The sequence below is a fragment of the Tepidibacter mesophilus genome, assembly GCF_002724055.1.
Classification (GTDB): Bacteria; Bacillota; Clostridia; order Peptostreptococcales; family Peptostreptococcaceae; genus Tepidibacter_A; species Tepidibacter_A mesophilus.
Window position 1 is genome coordinate 13,259 of record NZ_BDQY01000016.1, and the last position, 21,748, is coordinate 35,006.

15 protein-coding genes and 1 pseudogene are annotated in these 21,748 nt (G+C 28.9%); 1 reads left to right on the plus strand and 15 read right to left on the minus strand.

What is annotated here, in order from left to right; genetic code table 11:
* The 12 genes and pseudogenes from Tmeso_RS10445 to purR form a co-directional block, all read right to left on the minus strand.
* Complete coding sequence (locus Tmeso_RS10445) at positions 1-1,590, minus strand: putative polysaccharide biosynthesis protein (protein WP_187296317.1); 1,590 nt, start codon at positions 1,588-1,590, stop codon at positions 1-3.
* Positions 1,591-1,873: 283 nt separating this feature from the next.
* Positions 1,874-2,413: a stage V sporulation protein T gene (gene spoVT / locus Tmeso_RS10450; protein ID WP_099190932.1), complete on the minus strand. Its 540-nt coding sequence runs from the start codon at positions 2,411-2,413 to the stop codon at positions 1,874-1,876.
* Positions 2,414-2,505: 92 nt separating this feature from the next.
* Positions 2,506-3,627 (minus strand): polysaccharide deacetylase, encoded by a 1,122-nt coding sequence (locus Tmeso_RS10455; RefSeq protein WP_099190934.1) that lies wholly within the window; start codon positions 3,625-3,627, stop codon positions 2,506-2,508.
* A 127-nt stretch (positions 3,628-3,754) separates the two neighbouring features.
* Positions 3,755-4,324 (minus strand): peptidylprolyl isomerase, encoded by a 570-nt coding sequence (locus tag Tmeso_RS16960; RefSeq protein ID WP_278281446.1) that lies wholly within the window; start codon positions 4,322-4,324, stop codon positions 3,755-3,757.
* Positions 4,319-4,771 (minus strand): annotated as a pseudogene (locus Tmeso_RS16965) (SurA N-terminal domain-containing protein); the annotation flags it as partial. The pseudogene Tmeso_RS16965 and the gene Tmeso_RS16960, both read right to left, overlap by 6 nt.
* 19 nt (positions 4,772-4,790) lie before the next feature.
* Positions 4,791-8,168, minus strand: coding sequence for a transcription-repair coupling factor (gene mfd / locus Tmeso_RS10465; protein ID WP_099190938.1), 3,378 nt, complete (start codon positions 8,166-8,168; stop codon positions 4,791-4,793).
* 15 nt (positions 8,169-8,183) lie between these two features.
* Positions 8,184-8,744 carry an aminoacyl-tRNA hydrolase gene (gene pth / locus Tmeso_RS10470; RefSeq protein WP_099190940.1) on the minus strand — a complete coding sequence of 187 codons (561 nt, stop codon included), beginning with the start codon at positions 8,742-8,744 and terminating at the stop codon, positions 8,184-8,186.
* 760 nt (positions 8,745-9,504) lie between these two features.
* Positions 9,505-11,493: a methyl-accepting chemotaxis protein gene (locus Tmeso_RS10475; protein WP_099190942.1), complete on the minus strand. Its 1,989-nt coding sequence runs from the start codon at positions 11,491-11,493 to the stop codon at positions 9,505-9,507.
* 268 nt (positions 11,494-11,761) lie between these two features.
* Entirely contained in the window at positions 11,762-12,709 is a 948-nt protein-coding gene (locus tag Tmeso_RS10480; protein ID WP_099190944.1) for a ribose-phosphate diphosphokinase, read from the minus strand.
* A gap of 35 nt (positions 12,710-12,744) precedes the next feature.
* On the minus strand, positions 12,745-14,115 hold the full coding sequence (glmU, locus tag Tmeso_RS10485) for a bifunctional UDP-N-acetylglucosamine diphosphorylase/glucosamine-1-phosphate N-acetyltransferase GlmU (RefSeq protein ID WP_099190946.1): 1,371 nt from the start codon (positions 14,113-14,115) through the stop codon (positions 12,745-12,747).
* Positions 14,116-14,328: 213 nt separating this feature from the next.
* On the minus strand, positions 14,329-14,607 hold the full coding sequence (spoVG, locus tag Tmeso_RS10490) for a septation regulator SpoVG (protein ID WP_099190948.1): 279 nt from the start codon (positions 14,605-14,607) through the stop codon (positions 14,329-14,331).
* A gap of 265 nt (positions 14,608-14,872) precedes the next feature.
* A complete protein-coding gene (gene purR, locus Tmeso_RS10495; RefSeq protein WP_099190950.1) occupies positions 14,873-15,694 on the minus strand; it encodes a pur operon repressor in 822 nt (273 codons plus the stop codon).
* A 457-nt stretch (positions 15,695-16,151) separates the two neighbouring features.
* Between purR and murC the strand changes: the two genes are divergently transcribed.
* Complete coding sequence (gene murC, locus Tmeso_RS10500; RefSeq protein WP_099190952.1) at positions 16,152-17,498, plus strand: UDP-N-acetylmuramate--L-alanine ligase; 1,347 nt, start codon at positions 16,152-16,154, stop codon at positions 17,496-17,498.
* Positions 17,499-18,299: 801 nt separating this feature from the next.
* Here the strand turns inward: murC and Tmeso_RS10505 are convergent.
* From Tmeso_RS10505 to Tmeso_RS10515, 3 genes are all read right to left on the minus strand, one after another.
* Positions 18,300-19,367: a hypothetical protein gene (locus Tmeso_RS10505; RefSeq protein ID WP_099190954.1), complete on the minus strand. Its 1,068-nt coding sequence runs from the start codon at positions 19,365-19,367 to the stop codon at positions 18,300-18,302.
* Between the two features lie 12 nt (positions 19,368-19,379).
* Entirely contained in the window at positions 19,380-20,285 is a 906-nt protein-coding gene (locus tag Tmeso_RS10510) for a cation diffusion facilitator family transporter (RefSeq protein WP_099190956.1), read from the minus strand.
* A gap of 295 nt (positions 20,286-20,580) precedes the next feature.
* Positions 20,581-21,702 (minus strand): hypothetical protein, encoded by a 1,122-nt coding sequence (locus Tmeso_RS10515; RefSeq protein ID WP_099190958.1) that lies wholly within the window; start codon positions 21,700-21,702, stop codon positions 20,581-20,583.
* Positions 21,703-21,748: the final 46 nt, after the last annotated feature.

Genomic DNA, 21,748 nt, shown 5'->3' on the forward strand with positions numbered 1-21,748 from the left:
TTAACTAATCTTACTAACAATCTTATATAATTTTTCTCCTTTTGGCATCATAAGTATTTCTTCCTTAGATATGCTATTAGTCTTTATAAGAGCCAATCCATATCCAATCCCTCCTACTATTACAGATACTAAGCAAGCTACTGTATTACCAACTAAAAGTAATACTCCATTGTAAGAAACAGCTACAAGTATAGCCATTATAGCAGCCGATATTAAAGGTTTTACTATGAAGTATACTATATCAAATTCTACCTTGACATGTTTTTTGATATATCTATAATTAAGTATCAATATTACTATATAAGCAATTAAGGATGCTACTGGTGCTCCTTTCACATTAAGACTTGGTACTGCTATTAATATATATGTAAAAACAACCTTAAATATAGCACCTATAGATAAATTAATTACAGGTATATGTGTTTTTTCAATTCCCTGAAGTACTGCCGTAAATGCTTGAATAAGACCAAGTAAAACCACACACATAGACAAATATAATAGCATTTGTCCCACTGATGATGGCTCATTTGGATAAAGCATTTGCATAAATGGAGTTGAAAGAACTGCTAGTCCAAATGATGCAGGAAGTCCAATAAGTAGCGCAACTCTAACGCCAGTCTTTATATTATTAGTTAAACCTATATTATCCTTTATAGTGTAAAAATAGGATATAGATGGAACCATGCTCATGCTAAGAGCTGTAGTTATAGCATATGGAAAGTTAATAAGAGAAGCAGCCATACCATTCAATTGTCCATATAAAATATTAGCCTCCTCATACGAATAACCTACAAACTGAAGTCTCCCCATTACTATAGTTGAATCTATCAGATTCATTATAGGAAGTATAGCAGCACCTATAGTTATAGGTATTGCTATTGAAAGAAGCTTTTTTACTATTTGTGATTTAGTTTCTTGATTATATACTTTACTATTACTTATTTCTTCTTTTATTAAACGTTTTCTTCTTATATAAACAAACAATATGTACAGTGTTCCAAGTATTGCACCCGTTGTAGCTCCAAATGATGCTCCTGCTGCTGCAAGTTCAGTTCCCTTTGAAAGAAAAACAAACGCAAGACATATACCTATAGCTACTCTTCCAAGTTGTTCCATCATTTGAGATATTGCAGTAGGAGTCATATCTTGTCTTCCCTGAAAATATCCCCTAAACGTAGACATTATTGGTACTAATAGTAAAGCTGGAGCTGTTGCTCTCATACTGTAATATGCTTTTGGGTTTTTTAGTATATTATTTACAATATATTCAGCACCAACAAACAGTATCAAAAAACTTATAAAACCAACTGAAAATAAAACTAAAAACGATGTTTTGAATATATTATGAGCGCCTTTATAATCTTCTAACGCTATCTTTTGAGATACAAGTTGTGATATTGCAGTAGGAAATCCTGCTGCTGAGATATTAAGTAACATTATATATGTAGGAAATACAGCTTGATAATATCCTAAGCCCTCTGCTCCTATTATCCTTCCAAGAGGTATTCTAAATATAGCACCTAAAATATTAGCTACAACACCTGCTAATCCTAATATAAAAGCACCTTTTAAAAATGAATTCTTTGTCATTTTACTCCCCCCAATCATTAAGAAGTCAACTATCCAAACTAAATGTTAATATATCATATTTTAAGATTTATATCTATAAGTACGGATAAATTGATAAAAAATTCGTCTACTCGCTAACGCGGTGACTCATGTCGTCAACGAGTCCTAACGGGCTTCGTTGCTCAAAATAATTGCTAGTTTAACTCTTTAATCAATGTTATCTTCAAATTAAAAATTTTATGGTTTTTTAGTAAATAAAAAATAAAAGGAGCCACCGTTATTGGTTCTCCTTTTTATATTTCAATTACTGAACTTGTTTTCCTAAGAAAGAAGCTGCAACTTTTATTAATTTTTCATCATTTTCACTTATTTCGCCTTCTTCTTTATTTGCAACTATAACAGCTCCAACTGCATCTCCACTTTCACTTATTATTGGCATTATAATTTGATTATTATACTCTGTAGAGTCTCCTTTAAATAAAGGAACAGTCTTATTATCCTTAACAAGATTTGATGCCCTACTCTCTATTAAATCTTCTAATTCTTGACTTATAGCCTTATCTTTATATTCTTTTTTAGACAATCTTGACACTGATATCACACTGTCTAAATCAGTTATAACAATACCAAATCCAGTATGTTCAGCTAATGTTTCACTATACTCCTGTGCAAATTCATTCAACTCTCCAATAGGAGAGTATTTCTTAAGGATTACTTCTCCATCCTTTGCAGTAAATATTTCAAGGGGATCTCCTTCTCTTATTCTAAGTGTTCTTCTTATCTCTTTTGGTATAACTACTCTTCCTAAATCATCTATTCTTCTAACAATTCCTGTAGCTCTCATGTTCATCCCTCCATAATATATGTGTAAATATATTTTTTACCAAAAGTAAAAAAATATACAAAGTTTTATCCATCTATGTTAAATTTTTTTAATTATCTAGAATCATGCCAAAAGTTAACAGGATTTTCATTATAATCTATTGATATAACCTTATATCCATTTTTAGTTAGATAATTAAGTATCTGAGGAAGAGCAATAGATGAATTAAGTGTCTCATGCATAAGAATTATAGGATCTACATTATTTTTTTCATGTTCTTTAACCTGTTCTATAACATTTTTAACTATAATACTTGGCTTTATATCTGCTCCAAGGGCATCTTTGCTATCTACATTCCAATCCCATATTTTATATCCTTCACTTACACAAGCATCTCTGTATTCTTTAGTCAGATACGGAAAACTTCCGTACGGGGTTCTTATAAGATTTGATGTAAAACCTATTTTACTCATAACTACCTCTGAATCATTTTTCATCTCTGTAACTAAACTCACAGGTGACTTATAAATTTGCTTCACATCATGACTAACTCCATGAAGTCCTATGCTATGCCCACCTTCCACTATCTTTTCTAGTTCATCTGGGTATTTGTGTATACTACTGGATAATACAAAAAAAGTTGCATTCGAATTGTAAAATTTAAGGCTTTGAAGTATATCCTGAGTATATAAAGATGGTCCATCATCAAATGTTATATAAACTATTTTTTCTTCTGTAGTATTATTCTTATTTCTGCACTTAAATATTTTATTTTTTAATTTTTGGATTAAACTTTCATCACTTATAACTGCATCATTGTCAGTAGCTCTTATTATATTCTCACTTTCTATATAAGAAACTGTATACCCAAAATAACTTGCTATAGATTTAAAAGGTATCATCAAATATCCATTGTCTGTGTACATATTACATATTATACAATTTCCATCATTAGTTATTATTATTTCATTTTCAAAATCTACTTCTACTTTTTTATCTTCCTTAATTATAGTTGCTGTATTTTCTTCTTCATCCCACTTTATAATCCCATCTATAGATGTTGCGAACATGCTTATCGGAACAAAGGTAGTTCCACCCTTTATCTGGGGAGAAATGTTCTCATAATATATTAAATCTTCATTGATTATTATAAGAGGCTGATTATAATTGTCCTCACCAAATATTGTTAACGAGGTAGATATAAAAATTAATATGCAAACTATTACTTTTCTCATTTTTATCTTCCCTTCAATAAATCTATACTCTGTAATAATTTGCTCTATACAACTTTTTTTATTAGTGTAATTTTTTACAAAATTCGTTTATAAATTAAAAGAGCTATCATATGATAGCTCTTTTAATTTATTCCTTTATATTCTTTATATTTTTTTCATGTTTTTCAATTTTAGTACCTTTTTCAAGCTGTTCAATCTTTTGTTTATATGAATCAGTTTCTATATTAACCTGTATTTGATTCTTAACATCTTCAAAAGGTATAATTTCATTCACCTTATCAATAGCCTTTATTATATGATATCCAAATTGACTCTCTACTAGATCAGATATATCTCCAGGCTTCATTTCAAAAGCTACCTTTTCAAATTCTGGAACCATAACACCTTTTCCAAAATATCCAAGATCTCCACCGTTACTTCCTGAAACAGTATCCTGTGAGTATTCTTTAGCAAGAGATGCAAAATCTTCTCCGTTCTTTGCTCTTACTAGTATATCTTCTGCTTTTTTCTTTGCTGCTTTTTTGTCTTCATCTGATACTGGTTTCATATCGTCATCAACAGTTTTAAATAGTATGTGAGAAGCTTTTACTTCTTCTTTTTTGTATTCTTCTTTATTGTTATCATAATAATCTTTTAATTTTTCATCATTTATTTCTAAAGATGCTATATAGTTTTCTTTGTATTTAGATATTATCATATCTTTTTTAAGTTGATTCTTTAAAAATTGATCGTCTATATTATTTTCTTTTAAAAAGTTCTTAAAGTCTGCATTTGCCTCAAGTTGAGTATTAAACTGTTTAAGCTGAGCATCTACATCTTTATCTTCTACAGCTATATTTTCTTTTTGAGCCGCTTGATAAACTACCTCATCATTAACCATATTGTTAAGAACTTGTTCCTTTATAACCTCTATTACAGTCTTTCCCTTTTCAACTTCTGTTGTCCATATATCCGGTCCATATATACCCTCAAAATTCTTTTTATACATAGCTAGTGTCTTTTCATATTCACTAACAGTTATTACTCTGTCATTAACCTTAGCAACTATATCTTTTGATTCTTTAGAGCTACATGCTGTAAGCGAAAATACCATTAAAGCCATAAGCAGTGCTGCCATTATTTTTTTCATATCAAACATCCTCTCATTTTTTTTGACAAGGTTATTATATCATCTTTTCTAAAACGTTAGCAATTTCTGTAATCAATTTGTAATGATTTTTTTCCTTTGGTTTAAATTTGTAATACGGTTTTAGATACACTGTATCTTTTATCTGCTTTATAGATTCTACCTTTAATTGCTTACCCAGTGCTTTAATATAAGCTATCATTATTAATGTTCTAAGAGGAGTAGGTATATCAGAGAATCTATCTTCTATTTCTTCTTCTATATCCTCTTTGTCTTTTTTATTTTCTATAGCTGCTATTTTTTTGTATATCTCAATCTTAGTTCTTTCATCTTCTATATAATCCTCAGGTATATAAGCATTTACACTTAAATCTACTTCTGTATCTATTTGTTCGATTACTTCTTCGCCTTTTACTTTTCTTATAGACTCGTTTAACATTTTGACGTAAAGATCATATCCTATTACAGCCATATGCCCATGCTGCTGAGATCCTAGTATATTTCCAGCTCCTCTTATTTCGAGGTCTCTCATTGCTATTTTAAATCCTGAACCGAATTCAGTAAATTCTTTTATAGCTTTAAGTCTTTTTTCAGCTACCTCACTTAGCATTTTATTTTTTTCATACATGAAGTAAGCATACCCTTGTCTTGATGATCTTCCAACTCTTCCTCTTAACTGATAAAGCTGAGATAATCCCATTTTATCTGCATCGTATATTATTATTGTATTTGCATTTTGAATGTCCATTCCAGTCTCTATTATCGTTGTACAAACTAATACATCGTATTCTTTTTCAAGAAATTCTACCATTATCTTTTCTAAGCTTCTAACGCTCATCTTTCCATGCCCAAGAGCAACCCTAGCAGACGGTACAAGTTTTTTTATAAGTGTAGCTATTCTTTCAATTCCCTCTACTCTATTGTAAACAAAAAACACCTGACCTCCTCTTGATATCTCTCTCTCTATTGCATCTGCTATGATGCTTTCTTTAGATTCAACAACGTAAGTAAGTACAGGATGCCTCTCTTGAGGAGGCTCTTCTATTAAAGACATATCTCTTATCCCACTAAGTGACATATGAAGAGTTCTAGGTATAGGAGTTGCAGAAAGTGTTAATACATCAACAGATGATTTTAACTTTTTAAGTTTTTCTTTATGCTTAACTCCAAATCTTTGCTCTTCATCTATTACTACAAGTCCTAATTGTTTAAATTCAATGTCCTTAGATATTATTCTATGAGTTCCAATTAAAACATCTACAAGTCCTTTTTTAATATCCTCTATTATTTGTTTTTGCTGCTTTGGAGTTTTAAATCTACTTAAAACTTCTACTTTTATAGGGAAATCTTCAAATCTTTTTTGGAATGTATTAAAATGTTGTTGAGCTAATATTGTAGTTGGCACCAAGAATGCTACCTGCTTAGATTCCATGCAAGCTTTAAATACTGCTCTTATTGCTACTTCTGTTTTACCGTAGCCAACATCTCCACATATTAATCTATCCATTACCTTATCACATTCCATATCAGATTTAACATCTTCTATTGCCTTTATCTGATCCCTAGTTTCTTCAAATGGGAATAAAGATTCGAACTCTCTTTGCCAATGGGTATCCTCATTATATACATAACCTTTTGCCTTTTCCCTTTTTGCATAAAGTTCTATTAAATCCTTAGTCATATCTTCTATTGATTTTTTAACCTTATTTTTTGCCTTTGCCCATTCATTGGTTCCAAGTTTATTAAGCTTTACATTCTCAACATTTTGTCCTATATATTTTTGGACTTTATCCATTTGATCCGTTGGAACAAACAAACTATCTGAATTTGCATAAATTATTTTTATATAATCCTTTTTGATTCCATCTACCTTTAATTGTTCAATTCCAGCATACCTTCCTACTCCATGACCCTCATGTACTACATAATCTCCAACACTAAGTTCTAAGAAGCTTTCTATCTTCTTTCCACTTTTGAACTTCTTCTTTTTCTTTTGAGATATTCTTTTGTGAACTCCAAATATCTCTTTATCAGTTATTAAAGCATACTTAAAATCACTACATAAGAACCCCTCCGATATACTACCAGGAGTTATTATTATTTGAGAATTTTCAATTTGAGCCTCTTTTTCTTTTGAAAATATAACTTCAACATCTAAGTCCAATAAATCATTGTATATTTTTTTAGATTTTTCTAAAGATCCAGGTACTATCAATATCTTGTAACCTTGTTTTTTTAAATTGTTTATTTCATCTATAAATAAGTCCATTTTTGAATTAAACACTGTTATTTCTCTTGAATTAAAATTGATAATACTATTTGGCTTAAATTCATCTACTTGCTTTGATAGCACACTATTTTGTATTATGAACCTATCTTTAATAAAATAATCTAATTCTTCAAATGTATTTACTAAATTTATTTGTGATAATAAAACGGTATGTCTTTCTAGGTTTACATTAAAATTCGATTTAAATTCTTCATAATAATTTTGAGATTTTTCTTTTATTCTTTCAGGTTCATTGAATATTACTAAAGCATCTTTCTTTAAATAAGAAAATATAGTTTTATCTTCATCTTCATACATATAATCTATATAATTTTCAAGTCCTTCAAAATATATAAGTTCTTTTATCTTTAATATATTAGAGTGTACATCATCACTAGTATCATCTTTTATTTCATTTTGAAGGTTTTCTATAGTTTTATCTATATTGTCTGGATATAGAATTTCTCTTGATGGAATTATTTCAAACTCTGTTATCTTCTCTATTGATTTTTGAGATATTATATCAAACATTCTTATAGAATCTATTTCTTCATCGAATAATTCTATTCTCAAAGGGTAGTCTGTGTTAGCACAATATATGTCTATTATTCCACCCCTTATACTAAACTGTCCTACTCCCTCAACCTTATTAACTCTTTCATACCCAAGTCCTACAAGCCTTGATGAGAGTTGATCTATGTTTATAGTATCATCCATAGTGTATTTCAATATATTCTGCTTAAATACATTCTTTGGTATGTATTTTTTAAGTACTGCTTCTATTGAGCATACTATTACTATGTTTTCTTCTTTTACAAGCCTCAATAAAACCTTCATTCTCTTTGATTCTTCATGTCTATCTTTTGCATCTAAGAAATAAAATAATATTTCTTCAAATGGTAAATATACAGCTTTATCTCCTAAATAAAAACTCAAATCTTCATATATTCTTTTAGCTTCCAGATCACTATGAGTTATTATTATAGCCTGTCTATTTAATTTATTTATAATACTGTAGCTCATATGAGTTCTTTGAGAAGGTATTAGCCCATTTATCAAAAGAGGAGATTTATTATTATTTATCATTTCTAATAAGGTATTAAATGCCAAAGAATTATTCAATGGATATGTGAAGATATTGTTCATATTTATCACCTCTAATTAACCATTATATTTATTCATAGATACATCAATTCCCTCTTTTATTATAGCTTCAACAGCGTAAGCTGATCTTTGTAGGCTTTCATTTAAAGAGTCTATCTCTTCTTTTTTAAATTTAGACAGCACAAATGAAGCTAGGTCTTGACCATTTTGAGGTCTTGATACACCTACTCTTATTCTTTTAAAATCATCAAATTTAAGATTATATATTATAGATCTCATTCCATTGTGAGTACCAGCACTTCCTTTTTTTCTTATTCTAATCTTACCCACATCAAGATCTATATCATCATATATAACTATTATATTTTCTGGCTCTAGTTTATAGAAGCTATATATATCAAGTAAACTTTGCCCACTTAAATTCATATAGGTCTGTGGTTTTACAAGTATTACCTTCTCAGTTCCTATTCTTCCTTCTCCTATAATAGCTTTATGCTTTATTTTGTTAACTTGTATATTATTGTCCTTTGCTAAGATATCTATAACATCAAATCCAACATTATGTCTTGTATTATCATATTGTTTACCTGGATTCCCCAGTCCTACAACTACATACATTTAAAATCCTCCTGTTTTTGCATTTTTGGTAACTATATTATTATATCATATCTAGAAATATTTATATGAGTTTAAAAAGTCTTTATTTAAAAATCTCAAATTATGTGGATTATCAAAACTGTCTATAAAAATACCATGAACGCAACAATATTTTGAATACAACTAAGCTTTCGACTTATTAATAATTCTAAAATTTACGAACTCCCTTCAGTCAGACACGCAAATTTCTTAACGTATTATTAAACGGCAAAAACTAAGTTATATTAGTCAAAATATCTAAAAGCATTCACTAACATTTTTATAGACAGTTTTTTTATGTTAATTTCTATAACATAAAATCAATCCTACCTCATTATAAAGCAATACTTACATGCAGAAACCATTAAGTTCTTATCTCCAACCTTACATAGGATGGGATTTTAGAACTTTTAGCTTTCATATAAAAAAATTACCCGTTGAAAAATAATCTAAGGGCAGAAAGATGATATGAATAACTTAAAAATTATATAATTTACCCTATAATTAAAAATGACGCTCATTGAAATGTTAGCTACTTTTGGTTAGCATTTTACTATAAAACTTAGATTGTGCTGTTAAAATATCCGGTAAGAAACTTCTTTGTTTGACCAAAGGGAGTTTAAGAAGTTTTAGGATATTTTATAAAGCATAATCTATAGTTTTATTAAAATGTTGACTAAGTAGCGTTATTTCAATGAGTGTCATTTTGGGTTTAAGCACTATCTTTTTAGTTTTATAACAATTATATCTTAAATACCTTTATTTCATCTGTAAGCTTCATAGCAAGCCCATTAAGATCATCCGCAAGCTTTGCTACTTCTTCAACTGCTGCTGATTGTTGTTGCATAGAAGCATTTACCTCCTCAGATGATGATGCACTTTCTTCTGATACTGCTGCTATGTTTTGTATTGACTCTACTATAAGATCTTTTTCTTTATTTATATTATGTATAAAATCACTTATAGAAGATATTTTATAAGTTATATCTCCAACAGATTTTGATATAACATCAAATGAATCATTAACTTTGTTAACAGAATCCACTTGTTCTTTGGATATTTCTTTTACTTCATTCATAATAATTACAGCATTATCACTATCTTTTCTTATATTATCTATTATATTCTTTATATTATCTGTTGCAACTCTTGAACCCTCTGCAAGCTTTCTTATTTCATCTGCTACAACTGCAAATCCTTTGCCGTGTTCTCCAGCTCTTGCAGCCTCTATAGATGCATTAAGTGCTAATAAGTTGGTTTGCTCTGCTATAGTTGTTATAGTATTTAATATATTTTCTATATCCTGAGATTTTTTATTAAACTCCACTATAGCTTCTTCTACTTTAAGAGTAGCATCTGAGTTTTTATTAGTCTTTTGAATTAATTCTTCAACTGCTTCAAATCCAGCAACATTTGAATTAGCCACATTTTCAGCTGATTTAAACATCTCGTTAGTATTTTGATTTAATTCATCGAACTTACTTGCAAGATTTTCTACTAATCCATATCCTCTTTCAGCTTCTTCAGCTTGAGATATAGCACCACTCGCTATTTCTTCAATATTAGCTCCAACCTGTTCTGACGTTGCGCTAGTTTCTTGTGCTATTGCAGCTAAATTTTCTGATGAAGTTCTTACATTAATAGTTACATCACTTATATTCGTTATCAAACCTTTTAATGTATGTACCGTATCGTTGAATATATTAGAGACTTCTTCAAATTCGTCTCCAGTTTTAACTTTGGACTGTACTGTTAAATCTCCAGATTTTATATATTGATTATACTCTATTATATGTTTTATTTGTTTTGTTATGAAATTAGAGAATATGTAACCTATAAATATAGCTACTAACAAGAATAATAGACCAATCGTTAAAGATATTTTTAACATATCATTAGCTCTACTGTATATTTCATCAGTATATATACTTCCTATTATTGTCCATCCAGTTGATTTCATACTCTTGAAATGTGCATGCTTTGATACCATTTTCCCATTTTGTTCATATTTATATGCTACACTAGTTTTATTTTCATCAAGTGCTTTAACTATATCTTGAGAATCTACTCCCTTACCTATTTTTTCAGGGTTTTTGTGGCTCATCATTAACTTATTAGATGATATAAGCATAGGATATCCATTACTACCTATAGTCATCCTATTCATATTATCTGACAGTGTTTTAAGATCTATATCTATACCTACAACCCCTATAAAATTATTGTTATTATCATATACAGGTGCAGATGCCGTTACTACTAATTTATTAGTATGTACATCTATATACGGTTCAGTCCACGATACGCCATTTTTTTCAACTGCATTTTTGTACCAAGGTCTTTGCTTTGGGTCAAATCCTTCTTCATATTCAGCTTCAGGATATGTATACATACTTTTATCTTCAAGACCTAAGTATATGGATATAGAATCTTTATGAGAATCTATAAAATCTTTGAATATATGCATCATAAATTGTTCATATTCTGGATGTTCTACTATTGATTTTACATCTATATTATTTGAAATCATATTTAAATTTTCATTATACCCATTTAAATAATTTTCTATAGATATCTCGATTCCATCCATAGTACTAGAAGCTAGCTCTTTTAAATCTCCGTTTATTATACTTATACTTTGTTTATAAGTACCTACCCCAACGACTATTAAAGGAATGCTTATAAGAAGTATAAACATCATTATCATTTTATTTTTTATCCCCAATTTCATGCCTCAATTCTCCTTTTTTATTGTATTGTTTTTATTATATATATTAGCATATATTTATGATTTTTCCATATTTTCGACATTTTTTTCTGTTTTTTATAAATATAATTCCCTATAAAGTAAAAAAAATGGCTAAATAGCCATTTTTTTACACATAAAAAACTATATAATTTTAAATCTGTGGAACCACGCTTGCAACTATTTTGAGCAACGGAGCCCGTTAGGGATCGTTGGCGACATGAGTCAGCGCGTAGCGACTAGACGAATTTTTTTATTTAAATAAACAACTCACAGATTCATTAGAGAATATCTTGTTTATAGCACTTGCAAATATAGGTGCAACAGATTGTACCTTTATTTTGTCTATTATTTTATCCTCTGGTAAGTTTATAGTATCAAGAACTATAAGCTCTTTTATAACAGAATTTTGTATTCTCTCTATTGCAGGTCCTGATAAAACAGGATGAGTACAACAAGCGTATACTTCTTTTGCTCCAAATTTCTTTAAAGCATCAGCTCCATTAGTTATTGTACCTGCAGTATCTATCATATCATCTACTAATATAACATTTTTGTCTTTTATATCTCCTATTATATTCATAACCTCAGATACATTTGCTTTTGGTCTTCTCTTATCGATTATAGCTATTGGTGCATCTAATTGATTAGCAAAGTTTCTCGCTCTTGTAACACTTCCAAGGTCTGGTGATACAATTACTAAATCTTTTAATTGTTTTTCTTTAAAATATTTAGCAAGTATTGGTACTCCAAGTAAATGATCTACTGGTATATCGAAATATCCTTGTATTTGAGCAGCATGTAAGTCCATAGTAAGTACTCTATCTGCTCCCGCAGCTGTTATTAAGTTTGCAACTAATTTCGCTGTTATTGGATCTCTAGATTTTGCTTTTCTGTCTTGTCTAGCATATCCATAATACGGTATTACAGCTGTAATTCTACCTGCTGATGCTCTTTTTAGCCCATCGATAATAATTAATAATTCCATTAAATTATTATTTACTGGACTATTAGTTGATTGAATAACAAATACATCTGTTCCTCTTACTGTTTCTTGAATGTTAACAGATATTTCTCCATCACTAAATGTTGATACATCAGTTTTTGCTATGTCTGCACTTAGATGCTCAGCTATTTTTTGTGCAAGTTCAGGGTTAGAGTTTCCTGTAATAATTTTAATTTCACTACCACTAGTATTCATATATGAATAACCTCCCAGAAGAATTTTGTATATAATTATTTTTTTAATATGCCTTTTTTATCTACCCAACCTTCTTTGTTCACTTGTCTTGCTCTTGCTATTGATAAAGCGCCCTTTGGCACATCATCTGTTATAGTAGATCCTGTAGCTACATATCCTTCTTCTTTGACTGTAACAGGTGCTACTATATTGCAGTTTGATCCTATAAATGCATTATCTTCAACAACAGATTTGAACTTGTTTTTTCCATCATAGTTTACAAAAACTACTCCACATCCTATGTTAACGTTTTTACCAACACTTGCATCTCCTATGTACGCTAAATGAGATGCCTTTGAGTTATCTCCTATTGTAGAATTCTTAACTTCTACAAAGTCTCCTATTTTTACATTCTCACCTATTGAGCTATTAGGTCTTAAGTATGCATATGGTCCAACTGTTGTATTATTTCCAATAGCGCTGTCAATTATAGTAGATGATTGAATTTCTACTTTGTTATTTATTGAAGAATTTTCGATTACACAATTAGTTCCTATTATACAATCTTCTCCTATTGTCGTATTTCCTTTTATTATACTTCCAGGATATATTGTAGTATCCATTCCTATTTTAACATCGCATTCTATATATGTATTGTTAGTATCTATTATAGTAACTCCATTTTCCATATGATATTGATTAATTCTATTTCTTAGTATTCTCTCTGCTCTTTGAAGGTCTACTCTTGAGTTTACACCCATTAGTTCTTCTATAGTTGATCCTTCATAAGCTCCTACTTTAAAGCCTTCATTCTTTAATATTTCTATAACATCTGTAAGGTAGTATTCACCTTGATTGTTATTATTAGATATCTTAGATAAGCTCATTTTAAGATCTTTTCCATTGAAACAGTATATTCCAGAATTTATTTCATTAACTTTTGCTTCTTCTTTTGTTGCATCCTTTTGTTCAACTATCTTTAAAACATCTTTATTAGAATCTCTTATTATTCTTCCATATCCTGTAGGATTGTCCACTTTCGTAGTTAAAACAGTTGCAACGCATTTATTTTCTTTGTGATAATCGAATAGCTTTTGTAGAGTAGACTCTTTTATAAGAGGTGTATCTCCACATAAGACTACTATTTTATCGTCTTCTTTTATATGATCTTTAGCCATCATAACAGCATGTCCTGTTCCTAGCTGCTGCTCTTGTATAGCAGTTTTTACGTTATTTTTTAAGTTATCTTTAACCATTTGGGCTTCATGTCCAAGAATTACTACATTTTCGATGCATCCTGCCTTCATAGCTATATTCACAACATGATTTACCATTTCAGTTCCACATACTTTGTGCAGTACTTTAGGAAGTTTAGATTTCATTCTAGTTCCCTTACCAGCAGCCAGTATTATAGATTTCAAATTCATAATTTCACCTCATGTACATATTAGTGTATCACTTTCACTTAAATACTATAGCATTTTTTGTCCAAAAAGTACATAATAATACGATATAAAATAATGGATATTCTATATTTCGTTCGATTTTGAAATTTTAGATTTTTTCAGAAAACATAAAAAAAATACTTATATTGCTAAAACTTTTATATAAGCAATATAAGTATATTTATCGATTTAATATTATTCCATTGCAACTTCCATTTTAGCTAAAGCTTCCTCGTAAGCATTTAATATGCTGTCTTGAAGAACTTGTCTCATATGAGAGTTAATAGGATGAGCTATGTCTCTAAATTCCCCTTCTGTTATCTTTCTACTTGGCATAGCTATAAAAAGACCATTTTGACCTTCTATAATTTTTATATCGTGCACAACGAATAAATTATTAAAAGTTACAGATACAATCCCCTTCATTTTTCCATCATCTGTTATCTTTCTTACCCTAACGTCTGTTATTTCCAAAATACCCACTCCCCTTTATACAAAAGTCTTTCTCTTAAGTTTTTAAATGTATACTTTTCTAAAATAAAAATCATAAAAAGTTACATTGTTGTTAATATGTTCTATGGTAATATATTCTATGGTAATATATTCTACAAACTTTTTCAATTCCCTTTTAATTTTTTTACAATTTTTATGTAAACTTCACTGATTTTCACACATTATCCTATTGTATTGTTTTTAAGCAAAAAAAATGTAATTCTTGTTAAGAATTACATTTTTTATACTAATCTATTATAAAATTTTTATTAGGTTCAACTTTTATAACTCCATTTAATTCATCTATCTCTTTTAAATCTATTAAAGACACGTAATCTTTTACAAGCTTTTCATTAGGAGTAGTTGTTGATATTAAAACCCCTTTTCCTATAACCTCAGCATTAAATTCATTCATAAGATCTTGCATACCTTTTAGTGTTCCTCCACCTCTCATGAAGTCATCTATTAATATCACCTTAGATCCTTCTTTCAATGCCTTTCTAGGAAGCGTCATAGTTTGAACTATATTCTTACTTCCAGATACATATGTTATATTAAGAGATGAACCTTCTGATGCCTTTGTATCTTTTCTTATTATAAGAAGAGGTAAGTTCATAGCTTTTGCTGTCATAAGTGCCATAGGGATACCTTTGGTCTCTATTGTCACTACATAATCTGCTTGGCTATAATCTATATATGATGCAAATATCTTACCTATTTTAGATGATATTTCTGGACTGTATATAAGATCTATCATATATAAGAATCCTCCAGATAGTATTCTTGATGGATCATCTATCTTTTGGCAAATTTCATTTAAAAATAATTCATTATCTTTAGCCGATATTTTTGGTATGTATTTAACTCCACCCGCAGCTCCTGCTATTGTTATAACTTTTCCTAAATCTAATTTTTCAAATACATTTTTCACAACTAATATATCTTCACTTACAGTAGATTTTGCAGCGTTAAATTTTTCAGTAAAATAACTTAATGTAAATACTTTATTTGGGTTATCTGAAAGTATTTTAACTATGGCTCCAATTCTTTCAGTTCTTTTAAATTTCATATATTACCTCCTGTTAAATTGTTTTGAACAATAAATTTATACAACTCAACCACTAAAAAATTCGTCTAGTCGCTACGCACTGACTCATGTCGCCAACGATCCCTACGGTTTCTGTTAATCAAAAATAGCTGCAAATGTAAATTTTCAATCAAAGTTACCCAAAATTCAAAAATTATATAATTTCCTTAGGGATAAAATATATTATTATGTTATAATAGAATTTACGTTTTATACATATTAATAATAGTAGATGCAATTTATTATTTGTAATTTATTGAAAAAAATGTAAGTTGTATGTTTTTTATCTATTTATATTATTTATTTCAAAAAAGTCTATTTTTAAATCTTTTATTATAGTTTCCGTTATGAGTTTCATAAAAGTCTTCATTTTGAAATTTTTAAATACAGACTTTTTTATTATAACACAATATTAGTTATTAAGGAGAGTTGATTTTAGATGCATGTACACTTTATAGGAATAGGTGGAATAAGCATGAGTGCACTAGCTAAGATATGCTTAAATAAAGGCTATGTGGTTTCTGGTTCTGATTTTAAAGATTCAGATACTGTTACTAATTTAAGAAAGCAAGGCATAAGTGTATTCATTGGTCACAAAAAACAAAACATAACTGATGATATAAATTTAGTAGTTTATACTGCTGCTATAAGTGATGATAATGAGGAGCTTAATGAAGCATATTCTCAAAATATAAATACTTTGTCTAGAGCTGAGTTTTTAGGTGAAATAATGAAAGATTATAAAAACTCTATAGCGGTTTCAGGAACTCATGGAAAAACAAGTACTACTTCTATGTTGTCTGTAATTTTTGAGTATTCTAATCTTGATCCTACTATACTTGTAGGTGGTAATTTAAAGGACATTGGCGGAAATGTAAAGATAGGAAATTCAGAAAACTTCATTACTGAAGCTTGTGAGTATGTTGATAGTTTCTTAAACTTCAATCCTAAGGTTTCTATTGTTTTAAATATAGAAGCAGACCATCTAGATTATTTTGATGGTATTGATGATGTTAAAGAATCTTTTAATAAGTTTGGAAAGCTTCTTCCTGATGATGGATATTTTATAGTGAACGGTGATGATGTAAACTGTATCGATGTTTTAGATGGTGTTAATTCTAATACTATAAGATATGGAATGTCAGTTGATAATAATATGGTTATTAGTGATATATCATTTAATAAATTCGGGCATGGTTCATTCTCCCTATCACTTGATAATAAGAATCTTGGAAAATTCAATCTTTGTGTTCCAGGACTCCACAATATATACAATGCAACAGGTGCTATATGTGCATCTTTAGTTTCTGGAGTAGATGAAGATACTATAAGAGATAATATATGCAAGTATAAGGGTGTTGGAAGAAGATTTGAATACAAGGGTACTTATAAAGAGGCTACTATAATAGATGATTATGCTCATCATCCAACAGAAGTTAAAGCTACTTTAGCAGCAGCTAAGAACATGTGTAGCGGAAATCTATGGTGCATATTCCAACCACATACTTATACTAGAACTTCTTCTCTTTTAGATGAGTTTGCATGTTCTTTTGATGATGCTTCCTTTGTTATAATAACCGATATATATGCAGCTAGAGAAAAAAATAATGGGTCTATTCATTCTAAAGATTTGGTTGAAAAGATCAAGGCTTATAATAAAAATGTTATTTATATAAAGGATTTTGATGATATTGCTGATTATGTAAGAGATAATGTTAAGAAGGATGATGTTGTTATAACTACTGGGGCTGGAAGTATATATGAGGTTGCAGATAAATTGATTTAGTTTTCAAATTGATAATTGAAGTGTTAAACACCTAGGTTTCGTACAAATGAGATCTAGGTATTTTTTATGCTTCTTTCTTAAATTTTGTGGGTTATCAAAACTATCTATAAAAATACCGAGAATACAACGATATTTTGAATATAACTAAGCTTTTGCCTTATTAATAACCCTAAAATTTACGAACTCCCTATGGTCAAACACGCAAATTTCTTAACGGATTATTAAACAGCAAAAACTAAGTTATATTAATCAAAATATCTATAAGCATTCTCTAACATTTTTATAGACAGTTTTTAGTATTATTTCTATATAGTAAAAGTAACCTTGACCTCTACTAAAGAATTACCATCCTAATAGTAACTCTATAATTATCGCATATCGTTATAATGACTTTTTATACAGATTCTATTAGCTCCGCTTAGGAAGCAAAATATACACTTAGTATAATAATTGTAAATCTTAGAATATAGCTAGATTCATTGCTAAAATAGAACTCTGCGACAGCAGTAAACTATATAAATCATTAGTATTTACTTACCAATATAAAAATTACGCTTATTTAGATGTTAGCTACTTTTGGATTAATGTTTTTTCATAAAACTTAGATTGTGCTGTTAAAATATCCGTTAAGAAACTTCTTTGTCTGACCGTAGGGAGTTTAAGAAGTTTTAGGATATTTTAACAGCACAATCTATAAAGTTTTATAAAAACATTAATTAAGTAGCGGTATTTAAATGAGCGTAATTTTTTGCTTAACCACTAATTTATTTATGAAATTTTACTCTTAAAATATCTTTTTATTTAAATATTATTAACCACAGAGTCTACAATTAAATCTGCTCCATTTATTTTATAGTATTTATCATTTATTTTTATATGATTTTCGTAGACTATTATTTCTTGTTCTTTTGATTCACCTTTAAGTTTCAAATTGTATCTTTTAAATTCATATTCTTTAAATTCAACTGGTTCTTTAATCTCTCCAAATAAAGTTCTTATTAATTCGTCCTTTAGTTCTCCTTTTAGCTCTTCTTTTATATCATTTACCTTATCTTCTACTTTTATTGTTTGAACCCATTCATATTCTCTTTCATCTGATGTTATTTCATCTGATTCATTATCATTTTTCGATATAAATAATACATCGCATAAATAGTTGTATAATGTATCATCTATTTCATAGTATGCAGCATAGTCTTTATGATATATTCCAAGTCCTGTTTTTCCTAATGTTTTTGCGTATATATCGTAGCCATCTATTTTTATGTTTATATCGAAGTTTTCTTTAACCTCAGCCATAAGTTTTGATGCTTTGTACTCGCTTATGCTTGATTTCTTATGTAGTTTTTCATTGAATTCTTTTATATTTTCAATTTGTTTTTTCTTGTTCTTATATGATATTTGAACTTCTTTTATTTCTTTAGCTTTTTTTATAGTATCAAATGATGTATTTATAGATTTATCAATAAGTTTTTTTAGTCCTTTTATTTGTTCATCTGATATATCAAAGTATTGAGTTTTTTTATCATTCATTATTTTTATATAGTTAAGGTCTGTACTAAACTTTATATTATCTGAATATCCAGTTAATACTTCTTCAAATTCAACTTTTTCTATTTTGTTGCTTTTTTGGATATAGTATCTAAAGTCGTTTAAATAGTCTTCTTCCATTGTTATATCTTGCATATTGTTGTTTGATAGTTTTATACTTTGTTCTTTTAATAATGAGTCCATAAGGTTTGATTCTTGAGCTGCTGTAGTTGTTACTTGATTTTCTTTTGGTTTGGTCTTTAAGCTTGTTATAAAAAAACTTAGTATAAATACTACTGATGAAAATATTAGTATTGATTTTATAACTTTTTTATTCACTATATCACCTCATTATATTGTATTCTTATGATTACATTTTTTGCACCAATCCATTTTAGGTTCAACGTGGACTATAACAGCTTTTATATTATCTGAACTATTTATTATATTTTTTTCTATATTGTGTGCTATTTCATGACCATCAAATACACTGATTTTTCCATCTACACATATTGTTAAATCTATGTATGCCATGGCGCCATGGCGTCTACTCTTAAAGCTTTTTACATTACAAACTCCACCTGTATTCATAGCTATATCATTAAGCTTATCTTTTTCTTCCTTCTCTATAGAATAATCCATAAGGTCATTAGATGATGACATTAATATATCTATACCCACTTTTATTACGAACAACGATACTAATACTCCTGCAAGCGGATCTAAGACCTTAAATCCAAGCATAGATCCCGTTATTCCTATCAAAGCTCCAACAGTTGATAAAGAGTCTGATCTATGGTGCCATGCATCAGCCTTAAGGGATGGGGAATTTATTTTATTCGCTACCTTTATAGTTATGTAGTACTGGTACTCTTTAAAGAAAATAGATACAATACCAACTATTAACGGAAGCATATTAGGCGTTTTTACCTTATCTAAGTTAAATAAAAGCTTAAAAGAATTAATTCCTATCTCAGCCCCAACAAATAATAGAACTAGTGATAAGACAAATGCAACTAAAGTTTCAGCCTTTTCATGGCCGTAGTTGTGCTCACTATCGTGTGGTTTTTTGGATATATAATTTCCAATTAACACTCCTATAGATGTAGCTATATCCGAAGCAGAATGCATACCATCTGCAAGCATTGCATTAGAGTTCCCAAAAAAACCTGCCAATAACTTTATAACTGTTAATACAATATTTATTACTATAGATTTTATGGTGACGTTTGTTGATTCTTCATATCTTGTTTCCATAATACCCTCCTAATTTGATAATGGGTATTCAACTTTATAAGCTAAATACCCATATATATAGTATTATTAATTTTAGTCAAACCATATATTTTTTATCTTTATTATACCCAATATTATTTTATTTATTATCAGCCATTATATTAATCCATATCCATCCAAGTCATTATTATATCATTTTTATTTTAAAATAAAAACTGATTTAAATAATATATTTAATATCATACGTTGTTTCTTTACAAAAAAATACGATAGTGAATTTTTTAAATTTAAAAAATCGACTATCGTATTTTAAAATTTATTTATCTGCTACTGCTATTAGTCTACTTTTGCAATCTATGCAGCATATCCAATATCCATAAGTTTTGTTTTTATTATCACATGGTACGAAGTTACAAAAACCAGTTTCACCCTCGTCTGGTTGCTCATTGCGTCTTCCTGGTATTCCATACACATAATACTTCCTATTTCCATCACAGCTATATTTTATGCCAAATATATAATGTCTATACTTGTATGACAAAGAAGTAACATCTGAGTATATAGTATAGTTTATATAGTTTATATATCCTAGGTATGGCATTGTATAGCTACACATAGTTAGAGGATTTATGTCTATTCTCCACCATCTCGTATTGTCTATATCTTTTATGAATGGTTTTATCTCCTTATGTTTATTTAATAATTTTTTTAACTTTCTAGGTACAAGATATACTCTCTCTTCTTTCTGACTACATTCTTTTCTATCTATACCTTGATCTTGACTATAATCTATTTTTTCTTCTATCTTTTCTTTTTGCGAATAAGGAATTTCTTCTTCTTTTTTTTTTTTTTCATTTTTCAAGTCTTCTATTCTTTCCAAATCTTCCTGCTCTTGTTCCTCTTCCTCTTGTTCCTCTTCTTGTTCCTCTTCTTCTTGTTCCTCTTCTTCTTGTTCCTCTTCTTCCTCTAACTCAATCTCTATCCTTTCTTTTCTTGGCTCAAGAATTATCTCTATTTCATCTTCTTTATTAGAATCTTCTACTACATATTCTTCTCTTTTTATATTCTTATTAATAAGTTCTTCGTAATTATCTATCCTCTTTCCTTTAAATCCTATTAGAGGTATATCGTTCTCATGTGTTAGTGCTATACTTTTTACGTCTAAGTCATTTTCATCAAAATTTATCTTGAATTCTCCCTTACCGCTTTCATTTACCAAAACTCTACCTATATCTTTAGTAGTTAAATCATCTTGTATTAGAATTATTCTATATCCTGATTTAACGTATTTTACATTTTCAACGTAAATCATTATATTTACTTTTTCTTCTTTAGTTTCAATCTTTGCGAATGCCTTAGGTGATATTTTTTCTTTTAATCTAAATGATGGGTCTTTTGATTCTAATATCATATAATCTCTTTTATATCTTCTTCTCAACTCTATCCCCCCATTGAAATAAATCTATATTACTACTTATATGTTT

Excerpts from the sequence above, each read along its gene's own strand:
- Tmeso_RS10445 (WP_187296317.1), bottom strand. The coding sequence starts at position 1,590 with ATGACAAAGAATTCATTTTTAAAAGGTGCTTTTATATTAGGATTAGCA.
- spoVT (WP_099190932.1), bottom strand. The coding sequence starts at position 2,413 with ATGAGAGCTACAGGAATTGTTAGAAGAATAGATGATTTAGGAAGAGTA.
- Tmeso_RS10455 (WP_099190934.1), bottom strand. The coding sequence starts at position 3,627 with ATGAGAAAAGTAATAGTTTGCATATTAATTTTTATATCTACCTCGTTA.
- Tmeso_RS16960 (WP_278281446.1), bottom strand. The coding sequence starts at position 4,324 with ATGATAATATCTAAATACAAAGAAAACTATATAGCATCTTTAGAAATA.
- mfd (WP_099190938.1), bottom strand. The coding sequence starts at position 8,168 with ATGAACAATATCTTCACATATCCATTGAATAATTCTTTGGCATTTAAT.
- pth (WP_099190940.1), bottom strand. The coding sequence starts at position 8,744 with ATGTATGTAGTTGTAGGACTGGGGAATCCAGGTAAACAATATGATAAT.
- Tmeso_RS10475 (WP_099190942.1), bottom strand. The coding sequence starts at position 11,493 with ATGAAATTGGGGATAAAAAATAAAATGATAATGATGTTTATACTTCTT.
- Tmeso_RS10480 (WP_099190944.1), bottom strand. The coding sequence starts at position 12,709 with ATGAATACTAGTGGTAGTGAAATTAAAATTATTACAGGAAACTCTAAC.
- glmU (WP_099190946.1), bottom strand. The coding sequence starts at position 14,115 with ATGAATTTGAAATCTATAATACTGGCTGCTGGTAAGGGAACTAGAATG.
- purR (WP_099190950.1), bottom strand. The coding sequence starts at position 15,694 with ATGAAATTTAAAAGAACTGAAAGAATTGGAGCCATAGTTAAAATACTT.
- murC (WP_099190952.1), top strand. The coding sequence starts at position 16,152 with ATGCATGTACACTTTATAGGAATAGGTGGAATAAGCATGAGTGCACTA.
- Tmeso_RS10510 (WP_099190956.1), bottom strand. The coding sequence starts at position 20,285 with ATGGAAACAAGATATGAAGAATCAACAAACGTCACCATAAAATCTATA.